This window comes from Pontibacter fetidus (assembly GCF_010119545.1).
Lineage (GTDB): Bacteria > Bacteroidota > Bacteroidia > Cytophagales > Hymenobacteraceae > Pontibacter > Pontibacter fetidus.
The window spans coordinates 26,636-50,815 of record NZ_JAAEAA010000004.1 but is presented as its reverse complement, the minus strand read 5'-3'; the positions used below and the strand labels follow the sequence as shown (position 1 = coordinate 50,815).

22 protein-coding genes are annotated in these 24,180 nt (G+C 45.5%); 11 read left to right on the top strand and 11 right to left on the bottom strand.

Annotated features, from left to right (window positions below; genetic code table 11):
• Positions 1-61 precede the first annotated feature (61 nt).
• The 3 genes from GWO68_RS17765 to GWO68_RS03850 all read right to left on the bottom strand — a co-directional run bounded on the left by GWO68_RS17765 (position 62) and on the right by GWO68_RS03850 (position 1,351).
• Complete coding sequence (locus GWO68_RS17765) at positions 62-268, bottom strand: GDCCVxC domain-containing (seleno)protein (protein ID WP_013631656.1); 207 nt, start codon at positions 266-268, stop codon at positions 62-64.
• Positions 265-864, bottom strand: a complete 600-nt coding sequence (merTP, locus tag GWO68_RS03855) for a mercuric transport protein MerTP (RefSeq protein ID WP_013631655.1) — start codon at positions 862-864, stop codon at positions 265-267. Before merTP ends, GWO68_RS17765 begins: the two co-directional genes overlap by 4 nt.
• Before the next feature lie 118 nt (positions 865-982).
• Positions 983-1,351 (bottom strand): hypothetical protein, encoded by a 369-nt coding sequence (locus tag GWO68_RS03850; RefSeq protein ID WP_162345106.1) that lies wholly within the window; start codon positions 1,349-1,351, stop codon positions 983-985.
• Between the two features lie 233 nt (positions 1,352-1,584).
• On the opposite strand from GWO68_RS03850, the gene rlmH reads away from it, so the two are divergent.
• Entirely contained in the window at positions 1,585-2,058 is a 474-nt protein-coding gene (gene rlmH, locus GWO68_RS03845) for a 23S rRNA (pseudouridine(1915)-N(3))-methyltransferase RlmH (RefSeq protein WP_162345285.1), read from the top strand.
• Between the two features lie 63 nt (positions 2,059-2,121).
• On the opposite strand, the gene GWO68_RS03840 is transcribed toward rlmH, so the two are convergent.
• Positions 2,122-2,571, bottom strand: a complete 450-nt coding sequence (locus tag GWO68_RS03840; protein WP_162345105.1) for a DUF305 domain-containing protein — start codon at positions 2,569-2,571, stop codon at positions 2,122-2,124.
• 194 nt (positions 2,572-2,765) lie between these two features.
• Here GWO68_RS03840 and GWO68_RS03835 point away from each other — a divergent pair, with 194 nt between their 5' ends.
• The 3 genes from GWO68_RS03835 (at position 2,766) to GWO68_RS03825 (ending at position 5,893) form a co-directional block, all read left to right on the top strand.
• Positions 2,766-3,887 carry a sensor histidine kinase gene (locus GWO68_RS03835; protein WP_162345104.1) on the top strand — a complete coding sequence of 374 codons (1,122 nt, stop codon included), beginning with the start codon at positions 2,766-2,768 and terminating at the stop codon, positions 3,885-3,887.
• Positions 3,877-4,602: a LytR/AlgR family response regulator transcription factor gene (locus tag GWO68_RS03830; RefSeq protein WP_162345103.1), complete on the top strand. Its 726-nt coding sequence runs from the start codon at positions 3,877-3,879 to the stop codon at positions 4,600-4,602. The genes GWO68_RS03835 and GWO68_RS03830 overlap by 11 nt, the downstream gene beginning before the upstream one ends.
• 244 nt (positions 4,603-4,846) lie before the next feature.
• A complete protein-coding gene (locus tag GWO68_RS03825) occupies positions 4,847-5,893 on the top strand; it encodes a hypothetical protein (RefSeq protein WP_162345102.1) in 1,047 nt (348 codons plus the stop codon).
• An 801-nt stretch (positions 5,894-6,694) separates the two neighbouring features.
• Here GWO68_RS03825 and GWO68_RS03820 read toward each other — a convergent pair.
• Positions 6,695-7,066: a cupin domain-containing protein gene (locus GWO68_RS03820; protein WP_162345101.1), complete on the bottom strand. Its 372-nt coding sequence runs from the start codon at positions 7,064-7,066 to the stop codon at positions 6,695-6,697.
• A 68-nt stretch (positions 7,067-7,134) separates the two neighbouring features.
• Between GWO68_RS03820 and GWO68_RS03815 the strand changes: the two genes are divergently transcribed.
• Positions 7,135-7,518 carry a hypothetical protein gene (locus GWO68_RS03815; RefSeq protein WP_162345100.1) on the top strand — a complete coding sequence of 128 codons (384 nt, stop codon included), beginning with the start codon at positions 7,135-7,137 and terminating at the stop codon, positions 7,516-7,518.
• Between the two features lie 180 nt (positions 7,519-7,698).
• Complete coding sequence (locus tag GWO68_RS03810) at positions 7,699-8,229, top strand: ferritin (RefSeq protein ID WP_162345099.1); 531 nt, start codon at positions 7,699-7,701, stop codon at positions 8,227-8,229.
• A gap of 72 nt (positions 8,230-8,301) precedes the next feature.
• Here GWO68_RS03810 and GWO68_RS03805 read toward each other — a convergent pair whose 3' ends face one another.
• From GWO68_RS03805 to GWO68_RS03795, 3 genes are all read right to left on the bottom strand, one after another.
• The gene (locus GWO68_RS03805) at positions 8,302-8,592 is read right to left on the bottom strand and encodes a (2Fe-2S) ferredoxin domain-containing protein (protein WP_162345098.1); all 291 of its coding nucleotides are present in this window, start codon (positions 8,590-8,592) and stop codon (positions 8,302-8,304) included.
• Between the two features lie 81 nt (positions 8,593-8,673).
• On the bottom strand, positions 8,674-9,099 hold the full coding sequence (locus GWO68_RS03800) for an STAS/SEC14 domain-containing protein (RefSeq protein WP_162345097.1): 426 nt from the start codon (positions 9,097-9,099) through the stop codon (positions 8,674-8,676).
• 119 nt (positions 9,100-9,218) lie between these two features.
• Positions 9,219-10,763 (bottom strand): M28 family metallopeptidase, encoded by a 1,545-nt coding sequence (locus tag GWO68_RS03795; protein WP_162345096.1) that lies wholly within the window; start codon positions 10,761-10,763, stop codon positions 9,219-9,221.
• A gap of 275 nt (positions 10,764-11,038) precedes the next feature.
• Between GWO68_RS03795 and GWO68_RS03790 the strand changes: the two genes are divergently transcribed.
• The 3 genes from GWO68_RS03790 to GWO68_RS03780 all read left to right on the top strand — a co-directional run bounded on the left by GWO68_RS03790 (position 11,039) and on the right by GWO68_RS03780 (position 16,895).
• On the top strand, positions 11,039-13,495 hold the full coding sequence (locus GWO68_RS03790) for a S9 family peptidase (RefSeq protein WP_162345095.1): 2,457 nt from the start codon (positions 11,039-11,041) through the stop codon (positions 13,493-13,495).
• Between the two features lie 199 nt (positions 13,496-13,694).
• The gene (locus tag GWO68_RS03785) at positions 13,695-15,788 is read left to right on the top strand and encodes a M13 family metallopeptidase (protein WP_162345094.1); all 2,094 of its coding nucleotides are present in this window, start codon (positions 13,695-13,697) and stop codon (positions 15,786-15,788) included.
• 138 nt (positions 15,789-15,926) lie between these two features.
• Complete coding sequence (locus tag GWO68_RS03780) at positions 15,927-16,895, top strand: glycosyltransferase family 2 protein (protein WP_162345093.1); 969 nt, start codon at positions 15,927-15,929, stop codon at positions 16,893-16,895.
• A 29-nt stretch (positions 16,896-16,924) separates the two neighbouring features.
• Here the strand turns inward: GWO68_RS03780 and GWO68_RS03775 are convergent, their stop codons facing one another.
• Entirely contained in the window at positions 16,925-17,686 is a 762-nt protein-coding gene (locus tag GWO68_RS03775) for a peptidylprolyl isomerase (protein ID WP_317164484.1), read from the bottom strand.
• A 394-nt stretch (positions 17,687-18,080) separates the two neighbouring features.
• Here GWO68_RS03775 and GWO68_RS03770 point away from each other — a divergent pair, with 394 nt between their 5' ends.
• Positions 18,081-19,301 carry a S8 family peptidase gene (locus GWO68_RS03770; RefSeq protein WP_162345092.1) on the top strand — a complete coding sequence of 407 codons (1,221 nt, stop codon included), beginning with the start codon at positions 18,081-18,083 and terminating at the stop codon, positions 19,299-19,301.
• Positions 19,302-19,365: 64 nt separating this feature from the next.
• Here the strand turns inward: GWO68_RS03770 and GWO68_RS03765 are convergent, their stop codons facing one another.
• Entirely contained in the window at positions 19,366-19,863 is a 498-nt protein-coding gene (locus tag GWO68_RS03765) for a GNAT family N-acetyltransferase (protein WP_162345091.1), read from the bottom strand.
• A 117-nt stretch (positions 19,864-19,980) separates the two neighbouring features.
• Between GWO68_RS03765 and GWO68_RS03760 the strand changes: the two genes are divergently transcribed.
• Positions 19,981-20,979 carry a quinone oxidoreductase family protein gene (locus GWO68_RS03760; RefSeq protein ID WP_162345090.1) on the top strand — a complete coding sequence of 333 codons (999 nt, stop codon included), beginning with the start codon at positions 19,981-19,983 and terminating at the stop codon, positions 20,977-20,979.
• 964 nt (positions 20,980-21,943) lie between these two features.
• On the opposite strand, the gene GWO68_RS03755 is transcribed toward GWO68_RS03760, so the two are convergent.
• A complete protein-coding gene (locus GWO68_RS03755) occupies positions 21,944-24,142 on the bottom strand; it encodes a S9 family peptidase (protein ID WP_162345089.1) in 2,199 nt (732 codons plus the stop codon).
• Between the last annotated feature and the right edge of the window lie 38 nt (positions 24,143-24,180).

The window sequence follows — 24,180 nt, the reverse complement described above, 5'->3', positions numbered from 1 at the left end:
CATATTGCAAAACCGATGTTATGCGGTCGGCTTTCGATTTCAGTCAGTTTTATCATTGTCTTTAACAGCAATTTGTCCCGGCTTGAATGGATGGACATTTCACTGTTCCATAGCTACAAAATACACAACAGTCGCCCTGTTTTGGCTTTAATACCTTTTTGCAGCTTTCGCACTCGTAAAAATATTGGCAAGCGTCTGTCGGCATAGTTTCTTCTTTCTTATGTCCACATTCAGGGCAAGTGATAGTTGATTGCAGGATTATGTTCATTTTATTTCTTTTTTGTCGGTTACGGAATAGCCTGTTTTAGTTATGGCTTTTTCTATCTCTTGAATGTCGGTTTGAGTTCTATCAAATTCTATGATTGCGTTGCCGTTGTCGTAAGAAACATTCGTCTTAATTATTCCTGTCAGTTTATTTACTTCGTGATTTACGTTTTCTTCACAACCTGCACAAGTCATTCCGTTAATTGTAAATTCTGCTGTTTTAATGTTTGATTGGTCGGTTATGATTGTTTGACTTTCTGTCTTTGGAAAGAATATGTGGACATAACTTGGAAACGCAAGCATCAGTCCTGCAAAAACTGTTACGAAACCCAAAAACTTTTTTGTCTGAATAAAGGGTGTTTTTTCAGTTGTGTCGCAGCAGTCAATTTGTTTTTGAGGTTTCAGTTTTTGATACCAAGCAAACGCAAGAACCAAAACTGTCAAGCCAATTAAATATGGTCTGAATGGGTCAAGCCAAGAGAAAGTAGAAGCAAGTCCACTTGTTCCAGCCAACAGAGCCAAAACAGGTGTAATGCAGCATAGTGATGCCGAAATTGCTGTCAAAAGTCCAAGTCCTGCAAGTTTATTATCTGATTTCATTTTCTTACTGTCAATGTCGTTGGTTGTTGTCTTTTAAGCTGCCGCATAACGTTTAGGACAGGCTACGAACGAGGCGTAGCCGAGTATGGAGCCTGTGCCTTGTTGGCAGAAGGATTTCTTAATCTTCTTCTTCAATAGTGAATTTGTTAAACTCACCATTCCAAGTTTTATCATCATTAGAAACTATTTCTAAAAACTCCAAAACCCCTTCTTCACTTAAATTCAATTCAAAAGAAATTGGGAATTCAAGTGTGTCAATGTAGAAGCTTTTATTAACCCCTAAATAAGTTTTTTCTTTTGAAATTTTATTCTTCTGCCGCTTTTGTCCCTTTGCATCAAAGTGAACATAAACACCAACGCCAGTAAATTCACGTGAACTGACTTTCAAATCCAGCATATGCTCTTTCAAAAATGGGTGTGTTTCTCTATGAGACTTCTCAATCTCAGACAGAATAGCGTGTTCAAGAGAATTTAATTTTTCATCCATTTATGAGAATGCTTCATAATTTAGCTTACTGCTAACTTATGTATAAACGGAGTTTATTCCGTTTATACACCCAAATACGGCGGCTAAACGGAATCGGATTAACGAATATACTATATATTGCCCATACTATATAATTTTAGAAAGTTTAAATTAGTGTGATTATAGCTTAATAAAAAGAAGCTGAATTGCAAAATCCCGCCAATCCTCCGACCTTCGTGGAAACCGGCAAACCGATGAAGATAAAACTGATAGCGATAGGCAAAACCGACGAGAAGTTTATAGAGGAGGGGATAGACAAGTACCTGAAGCGCCTGAAGCATTACCACCCGTTCGAGTTTATAGTTATACCCGATATAAAACAAGGCGGCAAGTATAGCCCCGATAAACTGAAGGAAGAAGAAGGCAAACTTATATTACAGAAGGTGCAGGAAGGTGATTTTCTTATTTTGCTGGATGAAAAAGGAAAGATGTTTACTTCCGGTGAGTTTGCCACTTTTCTGCAGAAGAAACTGAACACCGTAACTACCAACTTGATATTTGTAATTGGCGGAGCTTTCGGTTTTTCGGGGGCTGTTTATAGTCGTGCCAATGATAAAATGGCACTCTCTAAAATGACGTTCACGCACCAGATGATCCGCATGTTTTTTACCGAGCAACTATACCGCGGCTTTACTATTCTGCGTGGCGAAAAATACCACAACGAGTAAACTTCTTCGTTTGCCTGGCTGCGGGTACAGGTGCTGCAATTAACAAGACGTATCTGATTCGGATTACTCCATGCGCTGGAGTATCTTCTTCATTTCAGCAATTTCTTTTTCCTGCGATTCGATTATTTGCTGCGCCAGCTTTTTAACTTCCGGGTCGGAAAGGTTTGCCTGGCGGCTTACCAATATAGCTGAGGAATGATGCGGTATCATGGATTTCATAAACTGTTTATCGCCAACGGCTGCCTGGTTTCGCAGCAACAGAAAAACTCCACCTATAACAGTTAAGCTTGCCACTATAATCAGTGTATTTAACTTTTTGTTTTTGTACATCATCGGCATAAAACCCAGCATAATAAGTGCCATAGGTGCCACCATCAGCAGGGCCATATATAAGCGGTTTAAACTCAGGTAAATGTGGTCGGTGCTGGCTACATTCATAAACATTACGCTATACATGATCACGAACGATACCAGCAGCATCAACAGAAATTTACTATAGTTTCCTTTTTCCATAGTTGTTATAGTTTAGGTTGTATAACAGGTTGTGTTGTAGTACGGAGCTATAGTTGATAAGGTGCGTTTAAATCTTTTTGCCTGAAAAGCTGTTGGGCTGGTATAGTTTGCTGCTGATGTTTATAGTTTAGCCGGTCGTCTAAAAGCCCTGAGTGCCAGGTACAGACGTGCGCGATAAAGTTTACCTTTGTAACATGGAAGTAAAGTTGAGTCCGGAAACCGTTATTGAAGCCAGAACCTGGAGCCTGCCCGACCCACGAAGTATAATTAAGAACAGGATGCTGCAACACGCCGCGTTCTGGGTAATTTACGTGGTGTTTTTCGGGTTGCTGTACGGTAGTTATATCGATGACTACTACAATGCCTTTATGGTGGAGTTGGTGGAGCTTCCGTTTAAAATGGCGCTGGTATACTTTAATATGTATTACCTGATGCCCAAATTCCTGCTCCGTAAGCGCTACCTGGAGTTTTTTGTATACGTCCTGATGATAACAGGTGCTATTGCTGCGCTGATGCAATATGTGTTGCTGCCTTTCCTGATTCACCCGTTTTTCTGCCCCACCACCTGCTCCCAGGACAACCTGACACTTTACCGTTTTATCAAGAACATTGTAAACATAAATTACCTGGTGGCTATTTCGGCTACGGTGGTTTTGTTGCGCAACTGGTACCAGCACCAGCAATCGGCACGCACGCTGTCGCAGGATAAACTGGAGGCTGAGCTTAAATTTCTGAAAGGGCAGATACACCCGCACTTTTTGTTCAACACACTCAACAGCCTGTATTCACTTACGCTTAAAAAATCTGATAACGCCCCGGAAATGGTGCTGAAGTTATCGGGTTTGATGGATTATATGCTGTATGATGCCAATGCAGCCAAAGTGCCGCTGGAGAAAGAACTGAACTATATCCGCAACTACATAGACCTGGAGCGCATGCGTTACGGCGACCGAGTAGACATCAGCTTTACCGAATCGGGGAGTATACTTGGGGCAAACATTGCACCCATGATGCTGTTACCTTTCGTAGAGAATGCTTTTAAACACGGCGTAAGTACCGAAACCGAAAATGCCTGGGTGCGCATTGACGTAAAAGTGCAGAACGGCAAACTAAGCCTGCGTGTAGAGAACTGCAAACAAGGCGAAAAAGCTGAGCGAACCGCAAAAGAAATGGCCTCCGGAATTGGCTTGAAAAACGTGCAGCGCCGCCTGGAACTGCTTTACAAGGATACCTATAGTTTGGAGATTGAAGATGAGCCGGACGTATACGCCGTGCACCTGGAATTAGACCTTAGCGATAGAACTAATGAAGATTAGATGCCTTATAGTTGACGATGAGCCCCTGGCCCTGGATGTACTGGAAACTTACATCAGCCGCCTGGATAACCTGGAACTGGTATGCCGCTGCAACAATGCCGTAGAAGCCTACAACTGCCTGCAAACCGAACAGGTTGATCTGATGTTCCTGGATATACAGATGCCCAAACTTACCGGTATCGATTTTTTGAAGTCGCTGCCCAACCCGCCGAAGGTTATTTTCACCACTGCCTACCGCGATTATGCCGTGGAAGGCTACGAACTGAACGCCATTGATTACCTGCTCAAACCCATATCGTTCGACCGTTTCCTGAAAGCCATTGCCAAAGTTACGCCCCAGGAAACCAAACCGGCTGCAACTATAGCTACAACCGAACCAGATTATAAAGAAGCCTTTATTTACCTGAAAGCCGACAAAAAGATGGTAAAGGTAATGCTGGCCAATATCCTGTACATCGAGAGCCTGAAAGACTACATCCGGGTAAAAACCGAAACCAAAGAGATCATCTCGTACCAAAAGATCAGCTTTTTAGAAGAGAAGTTGCCCGCCGATAAATTCCTGCGCATTCACCGTTCCTTCATCATCGCTTTGGATAAAGTACAGGCCTTCTCCGCTACAGCCGTAGACCTTGGCAAAACCGAAATACCAATTGGCCGCCTCTACAAAAACGAAGTGCTGCAGATTTTAGGTAAGAACAACTTGTTAGAAGCGTAGCTTCTGGTTAATGAGTAATTAATAATGATGAATTAATAATTATTGAAATGGCGCGAGCGTCTACGCTCGTGACGAACTATAGCGGGGCCTCTGGCCCCTTTTTTATTGCATCTGATTTAAAAGTATTAACTATAGTTTGCTTAACTTATGAAGTAGAAGTCAAACTATAGTTCACATTCCAAAGTATAGCTTTTTGCACAGCAATATCATTATTCATACGCCATTACTCATTCTTAATTCACCCGTGAACTCCATCTCAAAAAAGAAACTGTTTTACCCGGTTACCGAAGGGCTGCGCAAGTACCTGCACACCTATGGCCGCGACACCAAACTGCCTGTTAAGTATGAAGAGTTGCTGCATTACTCCGACTCTTTCCCATACTTCGATAAAAAGGGGGTAGACACACTTTGGGAAACCGTAATGTATGAACAGCAAACGCAGGAGGAACTGAACCATGGCCTGACTATGATCTATGCCTTGTTAAAAACGGATGGCGATATGTCGGTGATGGAGCATTTGTATGTGTCGCGGATAGATTACTGTACGTTTGGCAATTCCAACCCTTTCCGGGTGCAGATCATGAACCAGCTAAACGACAACTACGATTATTTTTATGTGAAGCGTGCCGATGCCTCGCGTATTTATGGCCTGGAGCTGGAGCATATTTTGTCGCCGGGCCGCTTAAGTTACCTCGTAGATGGTGATACACTGATAGAAGAACACATTGCCGGTATACCGGGAGATATTTTTATAAAAGAATTTGTAAGCAGGCCTGGTACCAACAAAGTGCGCATTGCCAAAGAGTTTGTGAAGTTTAACGAACGTTGTTTTGTGCGTTTGCTCGGCGACATGCGCTCTTATAACTATGTGGTAGATATTACCCCCGATTTTGAAGACGAACAGTACCGCGTACGCCCGATAGATTTTGACCAGCAAAGCTACGAAGGCAAAAAGACGATGTACCTGCCGCAGTTCTTTAAAGACAATAACGTAATTGTAGACCTGGTTTTAAAGTTACTAAAGCCCGAAACTGTAAAACAGTATCAGAACGAAGAGCGCACCCTCATGTTCCGTCGCCTGAAATCGGCTCGTTACCGCCTCAAAGATTTGATTGACTGTATGCGCAAAGACACCATTTCTACTCCTGAAAAAATAGCACAGCTTAGGAAGGAGCTGGCAGAGCATCATCAATCAGACGAGTTTATGAAGTGTAAGTGTATGGGAGATTTAGTAAGGCTAAACCTAAAAACTATATTGGTAAAAACCCCGAATCTTGCTGGTAAAGTATAGTCTCTCTATTCTCATTCCGAGTGTAGCGAGAAATCTGTTTAGCTTATAGTTGCAAGACCTGGCAGCGCGAGCAACTTCTGCTAGTGTCTGGGCTATAGCTTCTCTTTTGTCATTCCGAGCGTCAGCCGAGGAATCTTATGTGTCCTGTAATTCTTACTTTGTCATTTCGAGCGTAGTTGAGAAATCTATCGCAGCCTATAGTTATAGTCTTTAATATCCGAACCAAGCCTTTTCTTTCACATTACTTTTAATCCTGGGAGCTTTACTTACCTATCGTTTCAAATTCACTTTGGTGCCCTCACGGCCGGGAGGCCCCGTCTTCGGGCATCGCGCTGCTGCCTTCTTGCTATCCTCGTGCCTCGGATTGGCTCACGCCACCGCAACAAGTCAAAGGCGCTCAACCCAAAGACTGATATCTTTCTACTATTAACCGCTATCTATAGTTTGAACTTGTTCGCCTCGACTTTTATCATAGCTATAGTTCCGTAGGGACAGGTCGCGACCTGTCCGGTCTTGGTCTGTACCTATAGAACTATAAAATCAGCTATAGCAAAGGCAGAAACTCCCTCTCCTGTTTTTAGGAGAGGGCTGGGGTGAGGTGAAAACACCAACTATAAAACTAGAGCCCACAACTATAGCTATAGCCAAAATTTCCCTCTTGAGAGGGGTAGGGGTGTGTTAAAAACTATAGCCGTGCCCAACGACCTCCGAGCGTGCTTGTCACCTCGGAGCGTCTTATACCAGCAACCAAGTGCGCACGCTACAACATCTGGTACGTCATCAGGCAATACGGAAATGTTATTACAACCTCTCCAGATCAGTTCTGGTGCGTTCGCTGTTCTCTAAATTACCGGTATTTATAGTTGATGCCGGCTCAAAAAGCAAAACCTCCGCCTCTACAGGGGCAACAGGTTTATGTACTACGCCGCGTGGTATTGAAATACATTCTCCTGGATTTAACGTGATTACTTTGTCCTGGAGATGCATTTCAAAACTGCCACTTATCACCAAAAAGAACTCGTCTTCGTGGTCGTGGTGGTGCCAGTCGAATTTGCCTTTAAACTTTGCCAGTTTTACCTGTTGCCCGTTTAGTTCGCTAACAATGCGTGGGTTCCAGAAATCAGGTATCTGCTTTAGTTTATCGGCCAGGTTTATCTTATTAACTTCTTTCATAGGTTGGTGATAAAGATCATCTAAATTTATTTGGACTTATTCTAAATAGGCTCTACATTTGTAACATCATGGAGCAGTTACAAGTGAAGTTAGGAGAGAAAGCGCAGATTACCACCGTAATGCAGGAAGTTTTTGCAACAGAGGTTGGTGCCGTTTACCAATGTAATAAACGTAACAGGCTGGTAGTAGACTTTGCCAATGCACAGATCGTTTTAAAAGTAGATGCCTTTCTGCGACTAAAAAAAGCGGTGGACAGCATTGACCTGCGCGACATGGCAGTAAATACACAACGCTGCTCTGACTACGAACTGCTGACCGTTTGCGGCTGCGAAAAATTGTATGTACTTACCTTACCCGAGATCTATAGTTTTAAAGAGCTTTTGGGCGGCGCTAAATTTGCCCTGGAACTAAATAGCATGTTGCACGAGTGTCTGCATACACAGGTAGCATAACATAAGCTATACCTATATAACAGTGAAGCACAGGTTTACCTGTGCTTTTTTATTTAGACTACTTCCATATTTGCTGCTACACCTTCCTAATCAGAACATAATCCTTTAACTTAAGTATGAATAAAAGATGCTTTATACCTGTAAGGCATCAGTCATCACCAGAAAAAGCACCATACTTTTATGAAGGATTTACTGAGATTAAGAACATCGCTTACTGAGGAAATTGAAAGAGTACTGAACGAGCAGATCAAAATGGAGGCTGATGCATCTGCTATGTACCTGGCCATGAGTGCCTGGTGCGACCGTAATGGCTTTGATTGCAGTGCCGGTTATTTTAAAGAACAGTCTGATGAGGAGCGCGAGCACATGCTGCGGCTTTTTAAATATGTGTCTGATATGGGTGGCCGCGCCGTTTCGCCGGACGTTACCAATGTGCAGGTCGAGTTCGAATCGTTCAGGAGTGTGTTTGAGCAGGCGTTGCAGCAGGAGATAGCCGTAACCCAGTCCTTCAACCGCATTGCCGACCGTTGCCAGAAATCGAAAGATTATGTGACATTTACGTTTCTGCAGTGGTTTCTGAAAGAGCAGATTGAAGAGGAATATGTGGCCCGCCGCGCCCTGGAGCTGTTCGATGTTATTGGCGAAGAAGGTACCGGCCAGTACGAAATAGACAAGCGCGTACCAAAAATCAAATACGAAGATACCTACTAGATAATAACTATAGTTTAAAACAGAAATGCCTTTGATCTTAAATCAAAGGCATTTCTGTTTTATTGGTTATGCTTATAGTTGGTCTGGTTTACCCAGAACATGATCGTTAAAAGCCTGTTTTGCCTGTTGCTCTGTTACGTGGTGCATCCAATAATTATCCGGCTGAAAGCACATAACAGGCGCAAAGTCGCAACGGTCGGTGCATTCGGTTTTTACAACTTCCACGCGGCCTTTTAATCCCATACTTTTAATCATTTCGCGCAATGCTTTGCCGTTTTCTTTGCCACCCTTTTTTTTGCATTTGCTGCCGGTGCATACATAAATTACTTTATCGGGTGTCTGGAAGTTGAGGTTCTTGCTCATGAATATAACGAACTGCTTGAAGTACTTATACAGCTATCTGCCTTAAAAAGATAAGACTGGCTGTATTCCTATAGGAAATGCTTAATGATTAATTTCTCGTAACCAGTTTTTAGCCGTTTCCAGGTCACTGAAAACCTGCATCTCCAGGTGGCCTTTTACAAGTTGCTGCATAATAGTAGCAGCTCCGGTGGCAAGTGCATCGGCATGTGTAACATGGGCAAATCTCTTTAACCCGGATTTTACAGCATACGGTAACCATACTTCTTTAATCCAGTTCAGCGACTGGTCCCAGCGCCCAACCAGGTTACGGTTATCATTCAGGATTTTGCTAAAATTATGGGCTTTCAAAACGTCCAGGTAAGCAATTGCGCCTTCAGCCACATACTCAGGCATTGGGTATCCGATCCAGTCACTGTAGATCCATTTTTCAGCCAGATCAGCTTTTATTTTTAAATATATTTTACCGGTAGAAGATTTAAGTTCCTCGGTTTTTATCATTTGTAACATGTAGCTAAAAGTAGCTGCACCAGCTCTTGTGCAGTGTATTTACAACATAAAGCTTATAGTTAAAGTTGCACAAAAAAGCCCGAAACCATAGGTTCCGGGCTTTTTTTATAGTTGCTGAATTACGTAGTAGGTCTAGGTTTTGGCAGCGGCTTACGCGGCATTTTTTTATCGCGCATGGCCGTGTGGTAAACTATGGATGCAACTATAACAGATGCCTGCTTCAGGTCTTCTGGCTGCAGGCGCTCATAGTTGTCCTGATTAGTGTGGTGTGTGCGGGTGTCGTATTCAATCTCATCCTGTATAAACTGGAAACCTGGCAGGCCAAGTGCATCAAATGCTAAGTGGTCGGTGCCGCCCGTATTACGGATCGTAATGGTATTGGCATCCAGGTCATGGAAAGGCTTGAACCATTCTTCAAAAATCGGGCGTACCATGTCGTTGCCCTGTAGGTAAATACCTCGAATTTTACCGGTGCCGTTATCCAGGTTATAGTAGGCCGATAGTTTTTCGTGCTCCTTTTTTAAAGCCATCGTTGCCGGGTCGCCGAAGTGTTGTTTGGCATAGCCGCGCGAGCCATGTAAGCCCTGCTCTTCGCCGCCCCAAAGGGCAATCCGTATTGTTCTTTTGGGTTGTATGTTCAGGGCTTTAAGTATACGCACGGCTTCCATCATTACGGCCACGCCGGCTGCATTGTCGGTAGCGCCGGTAGAAGCATGCCACGAGTCGATGTGGCCCCCCAGCATGACTACTTCGTCTTTCAGTTTTTTGTCGGTGCCAGGTATTTCAGCAATTACGTTATAGCCTTTCAGGTCATCAGTCAGGAACCTGGTTTCAGTTTCCATTTCCAGTTCTACCTTCTGTCCGGCTTCCAGCAAACGCACTAGTCTGCCATAATCCTCCAGACCCATTTCCATTTCTGGCAATACCGGCTTGGCATCAGCAGCATACGGGGCACCGTTAGTAGTAAAGTGCGTACCATGCGTACCGCCACGCGTGCTAAGTATAGCTGCAGCGCCTTCGGCCATTACAAACTCGTTTACTTTGGTGCGCAGTTGCATCATGGCGCGCCAGTCGGTCATGTTGCGGTTGTTGCGCTGGTTGTTTTCTGCATCTGGGTTGGCCGCCAGTTTTTTCAGATCTTCTTCAGTATGGCGTTTGGCATCCGGCTCAAAAGAGGTGATGGCTTCGCGGGTAGGAGGGGTAAGTATAATTTTACCTTTCAGTTTGCCTTTGTATTGTGCCAGGTCTTCTTCTTTCTCAACTTTAATCAGCATTGCCTGGCCTTTTAGTTCGCCATTTGTGCCCGGTGTCCATGCTTTTGGGGTAGCAATAAGGTGCTGGTAATAAGGCGCCGTCATGGCCACATACGATTTCTGGAATTCCCAGCCACGGCCAAACGTTCCCCATTCTTCCAGGTGCGCGTTCTTTAAGCCCCACTCGCTTAGTTTGCTTTTAGACCACTCGTTGGCACGCTGCAAACCGGTAGATCCTGATAAGCGTGAGCCGCTTACATCAGTCAGGTAAAAAGCCGTCTCCATTACTTTGGAGTTCTTCAGGCCTTCCTGTTTGATGCGGTGCACCATGTCCAGGTCTACAGGTTCCTGCTGGGCGAAGGCCACAAAAGCGCATTGCACCAGTAAAGTAGTCAGTAATGTTTTTTTCATGTTAGGTTAGTTTGGGTTTAAAGCTTTAATATACAGAAAGTCTAATACAAAAGCAGGCCCTTTAACATATTCCTGTACTTACTTATAGTTTGCGTTTATCAGTTCAATTCGACCATATCTCGCCGCTTAGATTTTTATATGGGGTAGATTTGCTGTTGTTTTTAATTTCGCCTTTGCTGGGTAGGCCATTTTTAGTTTAAGATAGTAGCATGCCTGTAATTAAACTATTCTGCTTAAATTACATCTAAGCACCACTAACTAACCTAATTACTGACATGTACCTCTACAAAACAAAAACCGCAGGTATAGCCCTGCTGGGCTTGCTACTGCTGGGCAACGCGCAGCCGCCTGTTGTACTCGCACAAAGCCCGCAAGACCTGAACTTGAGCTACCAGCGTCCGCCACAGGCTATAGCCAGCATTATTGATGCGCCGGCAACACCAACCGTAAGTATAAGCGCCAAAGGCGACCTGATGCTATTGTTGGAGCGACCAGGCTACCCAAGTATAGGAGAGCTGGCACAACCCGAAAGCCGCCTGGCTGGTTTGCGCATCAACCCGGCAACCAACGGGCAGAGCCGCGGGTCGTTTATCAGCAACATAAAACTGAAGCAGGTGAAAGGTGGCCAGGAAAGCCAGATTACAGGGCTCCCGGAAAATGCAAACCTGGCAGGTATTACCTGGTCTCCGGATGAAAAGTATATTGCTTTTACCAACACCGTAGCCAATGGCATAGAACTCTGGATTGCTGATATAACTACCAAACAGGCCAAGAAACTGACCACAGCAACTATAAACGATGCCTATAGTGGCAATGCTTTCGAGTGGCTTTCGGATAGCAAGACGCTGGTGGTTAAGTTTATAGATGAAAAGCGTGGCGAAATGCCGGCTCGCCCACTGGCACCAGCCGGACCAACTATACAGCAAAACCTGGGCAAAGCAAAGCCATCGCGCACCTACCAGGATCTGTTAAAGAACCGCTACGACGAAAAGCTGTTTGACTACTACATGCAGTCGCAACTAAAGCTGGTAACTATAGATGGCGCACAGCAACCTATTGGCAAGCCGGGTATTATTAAAAGCATGGAGACATCGCCAGACGGACAATACCTGTTGGTAGAAACACTTCAGAAGCCTTACTCTTATTTAGTGCCGCATTATAACTTTCCGTACACAGTTGAGGTTTGGAGCCGCGATGGCAAAGTGGTAAAGCAACTGGCCCAACTGCCGCTGGCCGAAGATATTCCGATTGCATTTGATGCCGTGGCAAAAGGCCCTCGCAACTATAGCTGGCGCCCAGATAAAGCTGCAAGCCTGTACTGGGCCGAAGCACAAGACGGTGGCGATGCGAACAAAGAAGTTGCCATACGTGATATAGTTTATACCCTTGATGCTCCTTTTGTTGCAAAGCCTACCCAACTGGCATCTACAAACTATAGATACCGTGGCATGCAATGGGGCGAAAACATGGCGCTGGTAAACGAACGTTGGTGGAAGACCCGTGCCGAGCGTATCAGTATGATCAACACAGCTAAACCAGGCAAAGCAACTATACTAATCGAGCGTTCTTACGAAGATGGCTACAACGACCCAGGCTCGCCTGTTTATACTAAAAACAAGTATGGCCGTGGTGTACTGCTAACTGATAAAAAAGGTCAAAACATTTACATGATCTCGGAAGGTGGATCGCCGGAAGGTAACCGTCCGTTCCTGAGTGAGTTTAACCTGAAGTCTAAAAAAGCAAACATCCTGTTCCGTTCTGAAGCGCCTTATTACGAGCGTCCGGTTGATATCATTGACTTGGATAAAAAACAGATCATCACCAGAAGAGAATCTGAGAAAGATGCACCTAACTACTTTGTACGCCACCTTGGCAAAAAGCAACTGACGCAGATAACTACCTTCCCGCACCCAACCCCTGAACTGGAAGGCGTACAAAAAGAAATGCTGCAATACGAGCGTAACGATGGTGTGAAGCTGAACGCTGTTTTATACTTGCCGAAAGACTATAAGAAAGGCGACGCCCCGTTACCAATGCTGATGTGGGCTTACCCACGCGAGTTTAAAAATGCAGCCACAGCCGGTCAGGTAAAAAGCTCACCTTACGAGTTTACACGCATCAGTTCCGGTTCACCTTTGTTCTGGGTTACGCAAGGCTATGCCGTACTTGACAGAACAGATATGCCTATAGTTGGAGAAGGCGATGCTCAACCAAACGATACTTATAACGAGCAGTTAGTAGCCAGCGCAAAAGCTGCTATCGATAAAGTAGTGAGCATGGGTGTAGTTGATCCGAAGCGTGTTGCCGTTGGCGGCCACTCGTATGGTGCGTTTATGACGGCTAACCTGTTGGCGCATTCTAACCTGTTCGCGGCTGGTATTGCGCGCAGTGGTGCTTACAACCGTACACTTACGCCATTTGGCTTCCAGCAGGAAGAGCGCTCTTACTGGGAGGCTCCGGACGTGTACCACAAAATGTCGCCGTTCTCGTTTGCCGATAAAATTAAAACACCAATTCTGTTGATCCACGGTGAGGCCGATAACAACTCGGGTACTTTCCCGATACAAAGCGAGCGTTTTTACAATGCCCTGAAAGGCCACGGAGCAACTGCGCGACTGGTGTTTCTGCCACACGAGAGCCACGGCTATGCCGCTAAAGAATCTATCCTGCACATGCTTTGGGAAATGGATACCTGGCTGAATACCTACGTTAAAAACCGACAGGTACAATAACTATAAACGTTACCCTTCTGAAACGTCCCGGCTATCCTTTTGGCCGGGACGTTTTTTTTGTTTGTAAGTATAAAGCCTTCATCACCAGTTTCTCTGATAGCTCCCTAAAGCAACTATAAACTATAAATCCAGTATTAATTCTATTGTATCGTGCGTTAACTATACTTGTGATCAGAAATCGGAATTAAACTATAGGCTTATGAAAAATAGACAACTGTTACTTTATCCTGCCGCGCTGGCCGGTATGCTGCTGGCGGGCTGCAGTTCATCAACCACCACCACTACCGATGAAACCAGTGCTGCAACCACTACTACAGGAACCGCAGAAACCAATATGGGCCGCGGCCTGGACCTGGCCAACCTGGACACTACAGTAAACCCCTGCGAAGACTTTTACCAGTATGCTAACGGTGGTTGGGTAAAAAACAACCCAATACCGGCTTCAGAAAGTCGCTGGGGCTCTTTTAACGAACTGGCAGAAAAGAACAACGCCGTCCTGCGCGAACTACTGACCGAAGCAGCATCTAACACCACTTCCACCAAAGGTTCTCCGGCCCAGCTGGTAGGCGATTTTTATGCGGCAGGCATGGACTCGGTAGCTGTGAATAAAGCAGGCATAACGCCTATAAAACCAGAACTTGACCGCATTGCTGCCATCAAAAACGCTGACGATTTAGTGAAGACAGTGGCCGACCTGAAAACAAAAGGTGTGAGCGGATACTTTAGCATGTATGTTACCCAGGACGATAAAATAAGTACACAGTATGCTTTGTGGGCCACACAGGGCGGCTTAGGGTTGCCTGACCGCGACTATTACCTGAAAGATGATGCACGCTCTAAAACTATAAGAACCGAATACCTGACCCACCTGCAGAACATGTTTAAGCTGCTGGGAGATGATGCCGCTACTGCACAAAAAAAAGCGAAAACGGTGATGGATATTGAGACCAGGCTGGCAAAAGCATCCAGAACCCGCGTCGAACTCCGCGACCCGTACGCCAACTATAACAAAACTACCGTTCAGGAATTTGCCAAACAGAATCCGAACCTGAAAATAACACAGCTCCTGACGGGCATGGGTGCACAGTCGTCTAAAGAGATTATAGTTGGGCAGCCGGCTTTTTTTAAAGAGTTAAGCAATATGCTTAAAAGTATACCTGTAACTGACTGGAAAACCTATACCCAATGGCACCTTGCCCGCACTTCGGCGCCTTACCTGAGCCAGGAGTTCGTGCAGGAGAATTTTAACTTTTATGGCAAAGTGCTGAATGGTGCCAAAGAGATGCAGCCACGCTGGAAACGGGTGCTTCGCACTACAGACGATGCCATAGGAGAGGCCTTAGGCCAGCTATATGTACAGAAAACCTTCTCGCCGCAGGCTAAGCAAAAAGCACTTGAAATGGTAAACAACCTGCAGGAAGCCTTTAAAGAGCACGTGGCCGAACTTGACTGGATGAGTGATGAAACAAAAAAACGCGCCCTCGAAAAACTAGATGCCTTTGCCGTAAAAATTGGCTACCCTGATAAGTGGGAACAGTACAAAGATCTGCAGGTAGACCGTAATGCTTATGCAGCCAATGTGATGCGCGCCAGCCAGTTTGCTTTTAAAAAGAACATCGGTAAAATAGGCCAGCCCATAGACCGCACCGAGTGGTTTATGTCGCCACCAACCGTAAATGCTTACTATAATCCAAGCATGAACGAGATTGTGTTCCCGGCCGGTATACTGCAGCCGCCGTTCTTCGACCCAAATGCAGATGATGCGGTAAACTATGGCGGTATGGGCGCTGTTATCGGGCACGAGCTTACCCACGGCTTCGATGACCAGGGCGCCAAGTATGACTTTGCCGGAAACCTGAAAGACTGGTGGACCAAAGAAGATTTAGAAAAATTTAATGCCCGCGCCAGCATGGTTGACCAGCAGTATAGCGGCTATACTGTTTTAGATAACCTACACGTAAATGGCAAATTAACTATGGGCGAAAACATTGCCGATATAGGTGGACTTAACATTGCCTATACAGCCCTGCAAAAAGCGCTGAAAGATAAGAACCCTGGTTTGATTGCAGGCTTTACACCGGAGCAACGTTTCTTCCTGGCCTGGGCCCAGATATGGCGCGTAAATATGCGCGACGAAGCCCAGAACCAGCAGATATTAACCGACCCGCACGCACCCGGCCGTTTCAGAACAAACGGGCCCGTATCTAACATGCCGCAGTTTTACGAAGCTTTTGATTGCGACCAGGGTGATAAGATGTTCAAGGCACAGGACAGCCGTGTAAAGATCTGGTAAATACAACTATAAACTATGGCATAAAGGCGCTGCAACGTTGCAGCGCCTTTATTTTTTGGGGTAACTATAAAACACGGATATAGCAACCTATAAACCTAGGTTTACTACTATATTTGTAATTAAGCCACTGTTAACCCTATGACCCAGATTGCAGCAAACTACCCAGACCTGTCTATAGTTATACCTGTTTACAACGAGGCAAAAAACCTGCCGCTGCTGCTCGAAAGGCTGCTTGCAGTAGTGCACCGGATGCAGGTTACGTATGAGTTGGTGTTTGTAAACGACGGAAGTATAGATAATTCTCTGCAGGTAATAAAGCAGTTGGCGGCTGTTAATCCGGCGGTCAGTTATGTAAGTCTGAGCCGGAATTTTGGGCACCAGGTAGCTGTTTCGGCCGGCCTGGATGTGGCAAACGGAAAAGCAGTAGTGATAATGGATGCCGACCTGCAGGACCCTCCAGAGGTAGTTTCTGAGCTATATGCTAAAATGCAGGAAGGTTTTGAAGTGGTGTATGGCCGCAGAGTTTACCGAAAGGGCGAAAGCTATCTGAAAAAAGTGACTGCCAAATTCTTTTACCGATTGCTTTCCCGTATCACGCATGTAAACATTCCGTTAGATACCGGCGATTTCAGGATAATGGATGCTAAAGTAGTGAATGTGTTAAGACAGATGCCTGAGCGTAATAAGTTTCTGCGTGGCCAGGTGGCCTGGGTTGGCTTCAGGCAAACCTGGTTAAACTACACCCGCGAGGAGCGTTTTGATGGTGCCTCCGGCTATACTTACCGCAAAATGCTCCGGTTTGCTTTCGACGGCATTACTTCCTTCTCTGATTTTCCGCTTAAAATGGCTTCGATGCTGGGTTTTATAGTTTCCGGTATTGCCTTCCTGTTGATGATTTATACGTTGCTGGCGCGGCTGGTTTTTAAAGATTATGTCGAAGGGTGGGCATCTATTATTCTGAGCGTACTGTTTTTGGGAGGTGTGCAGCTTATTTGTATAGGCATAGCAGGAGAGTACCTGGCCCGCGTGTTTAACAACGTGCAAGGCAGGCCCCTGTATGTAGTAGACGAGCAAAAAACAGCTAACCAGGGAAGTAACAATACGTAACCTGGCCGCTAAAACTATAAAACCGACTCTTACTGCACTTTTATAGTATGCGGCACTATCTGCACTGGCCAACTGCTGGCACCTACACGCTCTTCTGCAATCTTATCCACTACATCCAGGCCTTCTATTACTTCACCAAACACAGTATATTCCGTGTCAAGCGATGGTTCGCCGCCCAGCGTCTGGTATAGTTTAAGTTCCTCGGGGGTATAGGTAATATTATGCTTTCTTTCCCACTCGCGTAGTTCGTATAGTTCTACTGGCTCGCCCTGCACTATGTAAAAATTATGCGATGATGATTCTTTGTCGGGGTTACGGTCATCGCCGTAGCGGGCCATGGCCAGGGCGCCTTTCTTGTGTATGTACTTCCGGTTAAATTCCTGTGGTATTTTATAAGCAGTCTGGCGCATGGTGCGGTTATCTGAGTCGCCGCCTTGTATAGCAAATCCCTTTACAACCCTGTAAAACTCCCCCTGATCGTAAAACCCGGATTTGGCCAGGCGTACAAAGTTGGCGCGGTGCATGGGAGTTTCTTTGTATAATCTCACTTTAATAGTGCCATGGCGGGTGGTAATTACAGCTATACTATCAGGGTGACGTGCAGCATAATCGGTCAAAACCTGTTTTACATTTTCCGGAGTGATCGCTATCGTATCCGGGTTAATTTCTGTTTTGGCGGCTGGCGCATCTGTTGTTGTGTCTCCCGAGTTTTGACCGCAGGCTAACAGCGTCAGTGCACTGACAATCAGGAATATATTATTTAAAGAAAATTTCAGGAGCAGGCTTCTCACGTTTTTCAGGTTTTGTTCAGGTTCAAGCTACAAAATTCAGTTCATTTATGCCAATGTCCGTTTCTGTAGTTTATTACGTTAATTGAATTATATTTATAATGTTTGTTTTGTATGTAACTACAACCATAGTAAACAAGGTATACGTTGCTACCTCTGTAAAGTAGCATTTGCCGGTTAGCCAGGTTGTTACTGCACGTTTATGCGGGGTTGTAAGGATAAGCACTATAGCCTGTGTTACAAATTACAAGTAAAGAAGGTACCTGTATAGTGATTTAGCAAGAAAATGGTACGTTAACTATATAATGATTTGCCTATGTGTCGCATATTCAATATATTACAATAAATCCGGATTAAAATTGCTTACCTATTTTTCACTTTAACACCTTAAAAACAAATGAAAAACACCTTACAAATTCGCAATACCATGCGGTCAGTCCTGTTTGGTACTGCTATTGTTGCAGCCTCGTTCACCTTTACATCCTGCGATACCGAAACAGTTGATGCAGTAGCTACGGAAGATGCTTTACAGCAAAACAGCCAAAACGGAGCTGTTATTCCTGGTAAATACATAATTGTATTTAAGCAAGGAAATGAGCGTATGAGTGATGCTGTTACACATGCGCAGAGTATGGAAAGAGCACGCCAAATGGGTGTGGATGTTTTTAAAGCTAACAACGTTAAGGACTTTGCTATAGAGAGGGCTTACGGCAAAGCGCTGGTTGGTGTGGTTGCAAATCTTACACCTGCAGATGTTGAAAAACTACGCAACGATGACCGTGTAGCCTACATAGAGCCAGATAGAATAGTAATGCTTGCCAAACCAGGTACTGGTGGCGGCGGCTCTACCGGCGAAGAAGTACCTTACGGTGTTACGCGTGTTGGCTCGGCCAGCGGTGCTGGTAAAACTGCCTGGGTAATTGACACAGGTATAGACCTTGACCACCCAGACCTGAACGTAGATGTAGCCCGCAGCGTGACCATGTTTACAAGTGGCAGAGATGCAGGTAGCGCCGACGATGGCAACGGACACGGAACGCACGTAGCCGGAACGATAGGCGCTAAAAAAGGTAATGGCATTGGTGTGGTAGGTGTGGCTTACGATGCAACTGTAGTTGCCGTTAAAGTGCTTGACAGCCGTGGAAGCGGTTCTTACTCTGGTGTAATTGCTGGTGTAGACTATGTAGCTGCCAATGGTAAATCTGGTGACGCTGCTAACATGAGCTTAGGTGGACCTACTTCTGACGCGTTAGACCAGGCGGTATTAAATGCTGCGGGCAAGGGCATTAAATTTGCTATTGCGGCTGGTAACGAAAGTGCACATGCCAATACATCATCGCCTGCACGCGTGAACCACGCTAACGTGTATACTGTGTCTGCGATGGATATCAATAATAAGTTTGCATCGTTCTCTAACTATGGCAACCCGCCTGTAGATTACTGTGCCCCTGGTGTAAGCATCAAGTCAACCTGGAAAGGTGGTGCATATAACACGATCAGTGGTACATCTATGGCGTCGCCGCACGTGGCAGGTCTGTTGTTGCTAGGGAATATTAGCACAGATGGTTATGTAACCGGAGACCCGGATGGTAATGCAGATCCGATAGCTCATAACTAACACCAGAATTTTGTTTGCTTAAGTTTAAAGTAGCTAAAAAGGGCAGCCGTGTGGCTGCCCTTTTTTATAGTTCCTTCCGCATTACATAGTCGTTCATCCAATAGGAGCCGATCGGAATATCTTCTTCGTGGTGCACATGGTAGCCGCAGGTCTCATAAAACTGTTTTGCCTTATTAAATTTGTTTACGTTCAGGTCAAGTATAGTCCCGCCCAGTTGCCGTACTTCATTTTCGGCATAGGTTAAAAGCAATTTGCCTAACCCCTTGCCCTGGCGCCCGGGTAACAGGTATATTTTGTTCAGTTTGTACACATTAGCATCGGCATCTTTTAAGCTATAGCTGGCAAAACCGAGCGGAATTTCCTCCTCAAACAGCAATAAAAATGTTTGCCCATCCTGCATTTGGTTCTCCAAAGCTTTAGAAGTATAGATTACCTCAAACATATAGTCAATCTGTTCTTTGGTAAGTATGGTTTTATAAGTTGGTTCCCAGGTAGCTTCGGCCAGCTTTTTTATAGTTGGGATGTCGGCAATAGTGGCAGTTCTGATGCTATAGTTGTTCATAAAATTGTAGCTATAGGTGCAAGTTAAACGCTGCAGTAATAAATGCCAACCCTATTACAGCTTTGTGCTTTAGCCGGAAATGATACCTTTGTACTAGCAATAACCTATAGTTTGATTATGAAAGCGATATACCTGGAAGCCATAAATTCCCCGTTTGTACTGATAGAGAAAGAAAAGCCAGTTGCCGGCCCCGGCGAAGCCATCGTACAGGTAAAAGCTGCCGCACTCAATCACCGCGACGTGTATATTCAGTATGGGCGTTACTTCACGAAAGAGTATCCAACTATACTTGGCTCGGATGGCGCTGGTATAGTTACCGAAGTAGGCGAAGGTGTAGCTGAAAGCTGGATTGGGAAAGAAGTTATTATAGATCCGTCGTCAGACTGGGGCGACAACCCACACGCGCATAGCCATAACTATAAAGTGCTGGGCATGCCCGAAGATGGTGCTTTTGCCGAGTTCGTAAAAGTACGAGCTGCCAACCTGCATGAGAAGCCAGCGCATTTAAGTTTTGAAGAAGCCGCCTCCCTGCCATTGGCTGGTGTTACTGCTTACCGTGCCATGTTTACTAAATGCGGTTTAAAGGCTGGCGAGAAAGTGCTGATTACCGGTGCAGGTGGTGGAGTTGCCTTATTTGCCCTGCAATTTGCCATTGCCGCTGGTGCCGAAGTATGGGTAACGTCCGGCTCTGACGAGAAGATCGAAGCGGCCAAAAAACTGGGTGCCACAGGTGGTATCAATTATAAAAAAGAGAACTGGGGCAAAGAGCTGAAAGCTATAGTTGGTGGCTTTGATGTAAGTATAGATGGCGCTGCTGGCGAAGGGTTTGTGCAGTTAGTAAAGCTGGCGAAGCCGGGCGGGCGCATCGGCATTTATGGTGGTACTACCGGTATGATCGGGCAGATAAACCCAGCGGAAATATTCTGGAAGCAACTGGCGATACATGGCAGCACCATGGGCACCAACCAGGATTTTGCCGAAATGGTAGCGTTTGTGCGCGATAAAAAAATAATTCCTATAGTTGACAGTATCTTTAAACTGGAGCAAACCGAAGAAGCCATGCGTTACATGGAAGCTGGTAAGCAATTCGGTAAAATTGTAGTTTCAGTTAGTTAAGTTTTTTAGAACTGGTAGCGTACGTAGTTCCATCGCTGGCATTTTACCTCACCCCAGCCCTCTCCTAAAAACAGGAGAGGGTTTTTTTAGCTATTCATACGCTGGCGCGAGTCTCCAGACTCGTGACTAACTATGATGTTGTATCTCCAGATGCAACTGGCCCGGCAGGGACAACTACGGCAAGGACGCTGGCTATGATTCTATAGTTCGTTTATCGAATCACCCCAGCCCCTCCTTGTCTAAGGAGGGGAGTTTTTTGGGACTGCTATAGTTAACAGTATATTTCTATAGTTCCCGTTGTCATCCCCTTGCCCCTTCAAAGGGGGACTTTCTGCTATAGCTGACTTTATAGTTCTATAGTTAAAGCCTGTGAGCGGACAGGTCGCGACCTGTCCCTACGAAACTATAGCCATGATCAATCTCGAAGCTTACTGGTTCAAACTATAGATAGCGGCCAATAGTAGAAGTATCGCAGTCTTTGGGTTGAGCGCCTTTGACTTGTTGCGGTGGCATGAGCCAATCCGAGGTACGAGGATAGCAAGAAGGCAGCAGCGCGATGCCCTAAGACGGGGCCTCCCGGCCGTGAGGGCACCAAAGCTTGAGATGAAACGATAGGTAAGTAAAGCTCCCAGGAATTCAAGAAGTTTGAAAGGATAGCTTGGTTAAAGTTGAATCAATCAGAAACTATAACCGAAACAGATTTCTCCTTTCGTCGAAATAACAAATGCAAAACTATAGGCCATATAAGATCCCTCACAGCTACGCTGGCTCTTTTCGACTCGCGTCTCAAGAATGCTTGGGATGACGAAGAAGTAACCGTATTAGACGCTAGCAGGAGCTGCGCACGCTGCTAGGTCTTCACCAACTATAGTTGCAAACAGATTTTTCACATAGTTTGAAATGACATTACAAAAAAGGCCACTGCTAAAGTATAGCAGCGGCCTTTTTTATCTATAACCTAAAATTACTTATTCTGATTGACCAGGTTAAGTATGAACGCATATTGCAGGGCAGTTTCTTTGTAACGCTGGAAACGGCCTGAAGCGCCGCCATGACCGGCCTCCATGTTGGTGTGCAGCAACAGCATGTTATCATCGGTTTTCATGTCGCGGAGCTTGGCTACCCATTTGGCTGGTTCCCAGTATTGTACCTGAGAGTCGTGCAGGCCGGTGGTTACGAGCATGTTCGGGTAATCTTTGGCTTCTACGTTATCATATGGCGAGTACGACAGCATATAATCGTAATACTGTTTTTCGGCCGGGTTGCCCCATTCATCAAACTCACCTGTGGTAAGTGGTATACTTGTGTCCAGCATAGTAGTAACCACATCTACAAATGGTACAGCAGCCAGTACGCCTTTATACAGGTCAGGTCGCATGTTTACCACGGCACCCATCAGCAACCCGCCAGCACTACCGCCTTGTGCAAACAGTTTATCCGGGTTAGTATACTTTTGCGCTATCAGGTATTCTGATGCATCAATAAAGTCGGTAAAGGTATTTTTCTTTTTCAGCATTTTACCTTCTTCGTACCACTTACGGCCCATCTCCTGGCCACCCCGAATGTGGGCAATAGCATACACGAAACCACGATCAAGCAAGCTTAAACGTACAGAGCTAAAGCCGGCATTGGTACTGTTACCATACGAGCCATAAGCATACAGCAGAGTAGGGTTATTGCCATCCAGTTTCAGGCCTTTGCGGTACACCAGCGATATCGGAATTTTGGTGCCATCGTCGGCGGTAGCATAAATGCGCTTGGCTTCGTAGCGTTCCGGGTCAAAATCACCTACCACTTCCTGTCGTTTCAGCAGCTGCTTCTCTTTTGTCTGCATGTTAAAATCGTAGGTAGAATTAGGCGTGGTAAGTGAGCTATACTCGTAGCGTAGTTCTTTGCTGTCAAAGTCAGGGTTCATGCCGATGTTGGCAGCATAAGTCTCTTCCCCGAAATCAATATGGTAATCTACTTTCGGATCGTTCCATTTTTTTATTCTGATCTGGGTAAGACCGTTTTTGCGTTCCTGCAAGGCCAGGTAATCCTTAAATATCTCGATACCTTCTAACAACACATCTTCGCGGTGCGCAATTACATCTTTCCAATTGGCTTTTCCGGGCTTGGTAACAGGCGTTTGCATTAGTTTAAAGTTGGTAGCCCCATCTTTGTTGGTTACAATGTAAAACTTGTCGCCAAAGTGGTCAACACTATACTCTAACCCGCGCTCGCGAGGCTGAATCACTTTAAAAGTGCCATTCGGGTTGCTGGCATCCAGGTAACGATACTCGTTGGCCATCGTGCTGGAGCTGCCAACTATAATATACTTATCTGACTTGGTCTTGTACACAAACGTGCTGAAGGTTTCGTCGGCTTCGTGGTATACTTCCTTGTCTTGCGTGGCTGGTGTGCCTAAGGTGTGTTTAAAGATTTTGAAGGAACGCAAGGCCGGGTCCTTCATGGTATAGTATACGGTTTTGTTATCATTGGCCCATACGGCACCGCCCGTTGTGTTCGGTATATGGTCTGGTAATAATTTTCCGGTTTTCAGGTCTTTAAAACGGATAGTGTATTTGCGGCGGCTCACGGTGTCTTCGCCAAAAGCCAGCAGCTGGTTATTCGGGCTCACGTTCATGCCAGAGGCAGCATAATAGCTAAGGCCTTCGGCGCGTTCGTTGGCATTTACCATAATCTCTTCCGGCGCGGTCAGGGTGCCTTTTTTACGGGCATAGATCGGGTATTCTTTGCCTTCCTCAAAACGAGTATAGTACCAGTAACCGTCCTCCTTAAATGGCACTGATTCGTCTTTCTGTTTGATGCGGCCCACTATTTCGTTGTAAAGTTTCTCCTGCAGGGCTTCGGTATGTGCCATCATCTGCTTTGTGTAGGCATTTTCAGCATTCAGGTAGGCAATTACTTCCGGGTCTTCCGGTTGGTTTAGCCAATAGTAATTGTCAGTGCGGGTGTGGCCGTGCTGGGTAAGCTGCTTTGGTACCTTTTTGGCAACCGGTGGCTGTGGTTCTGCAACTGTAGTGGTAGCTGTTGCAGTTTGCTCGGTGGTGGTGGTATTGGTAGCCGTAGTAGTGTTTCCGGGCGAGCAGCCTGTAGCAACCACCAACGAAGCAGAGAGCAGCGTGCCTACATAGGCGGCTGCAGGTTTCAGGTTTTTCATAGTGTGTGTCTGTGATTTAAAGTGATAAGCTGCAGCCT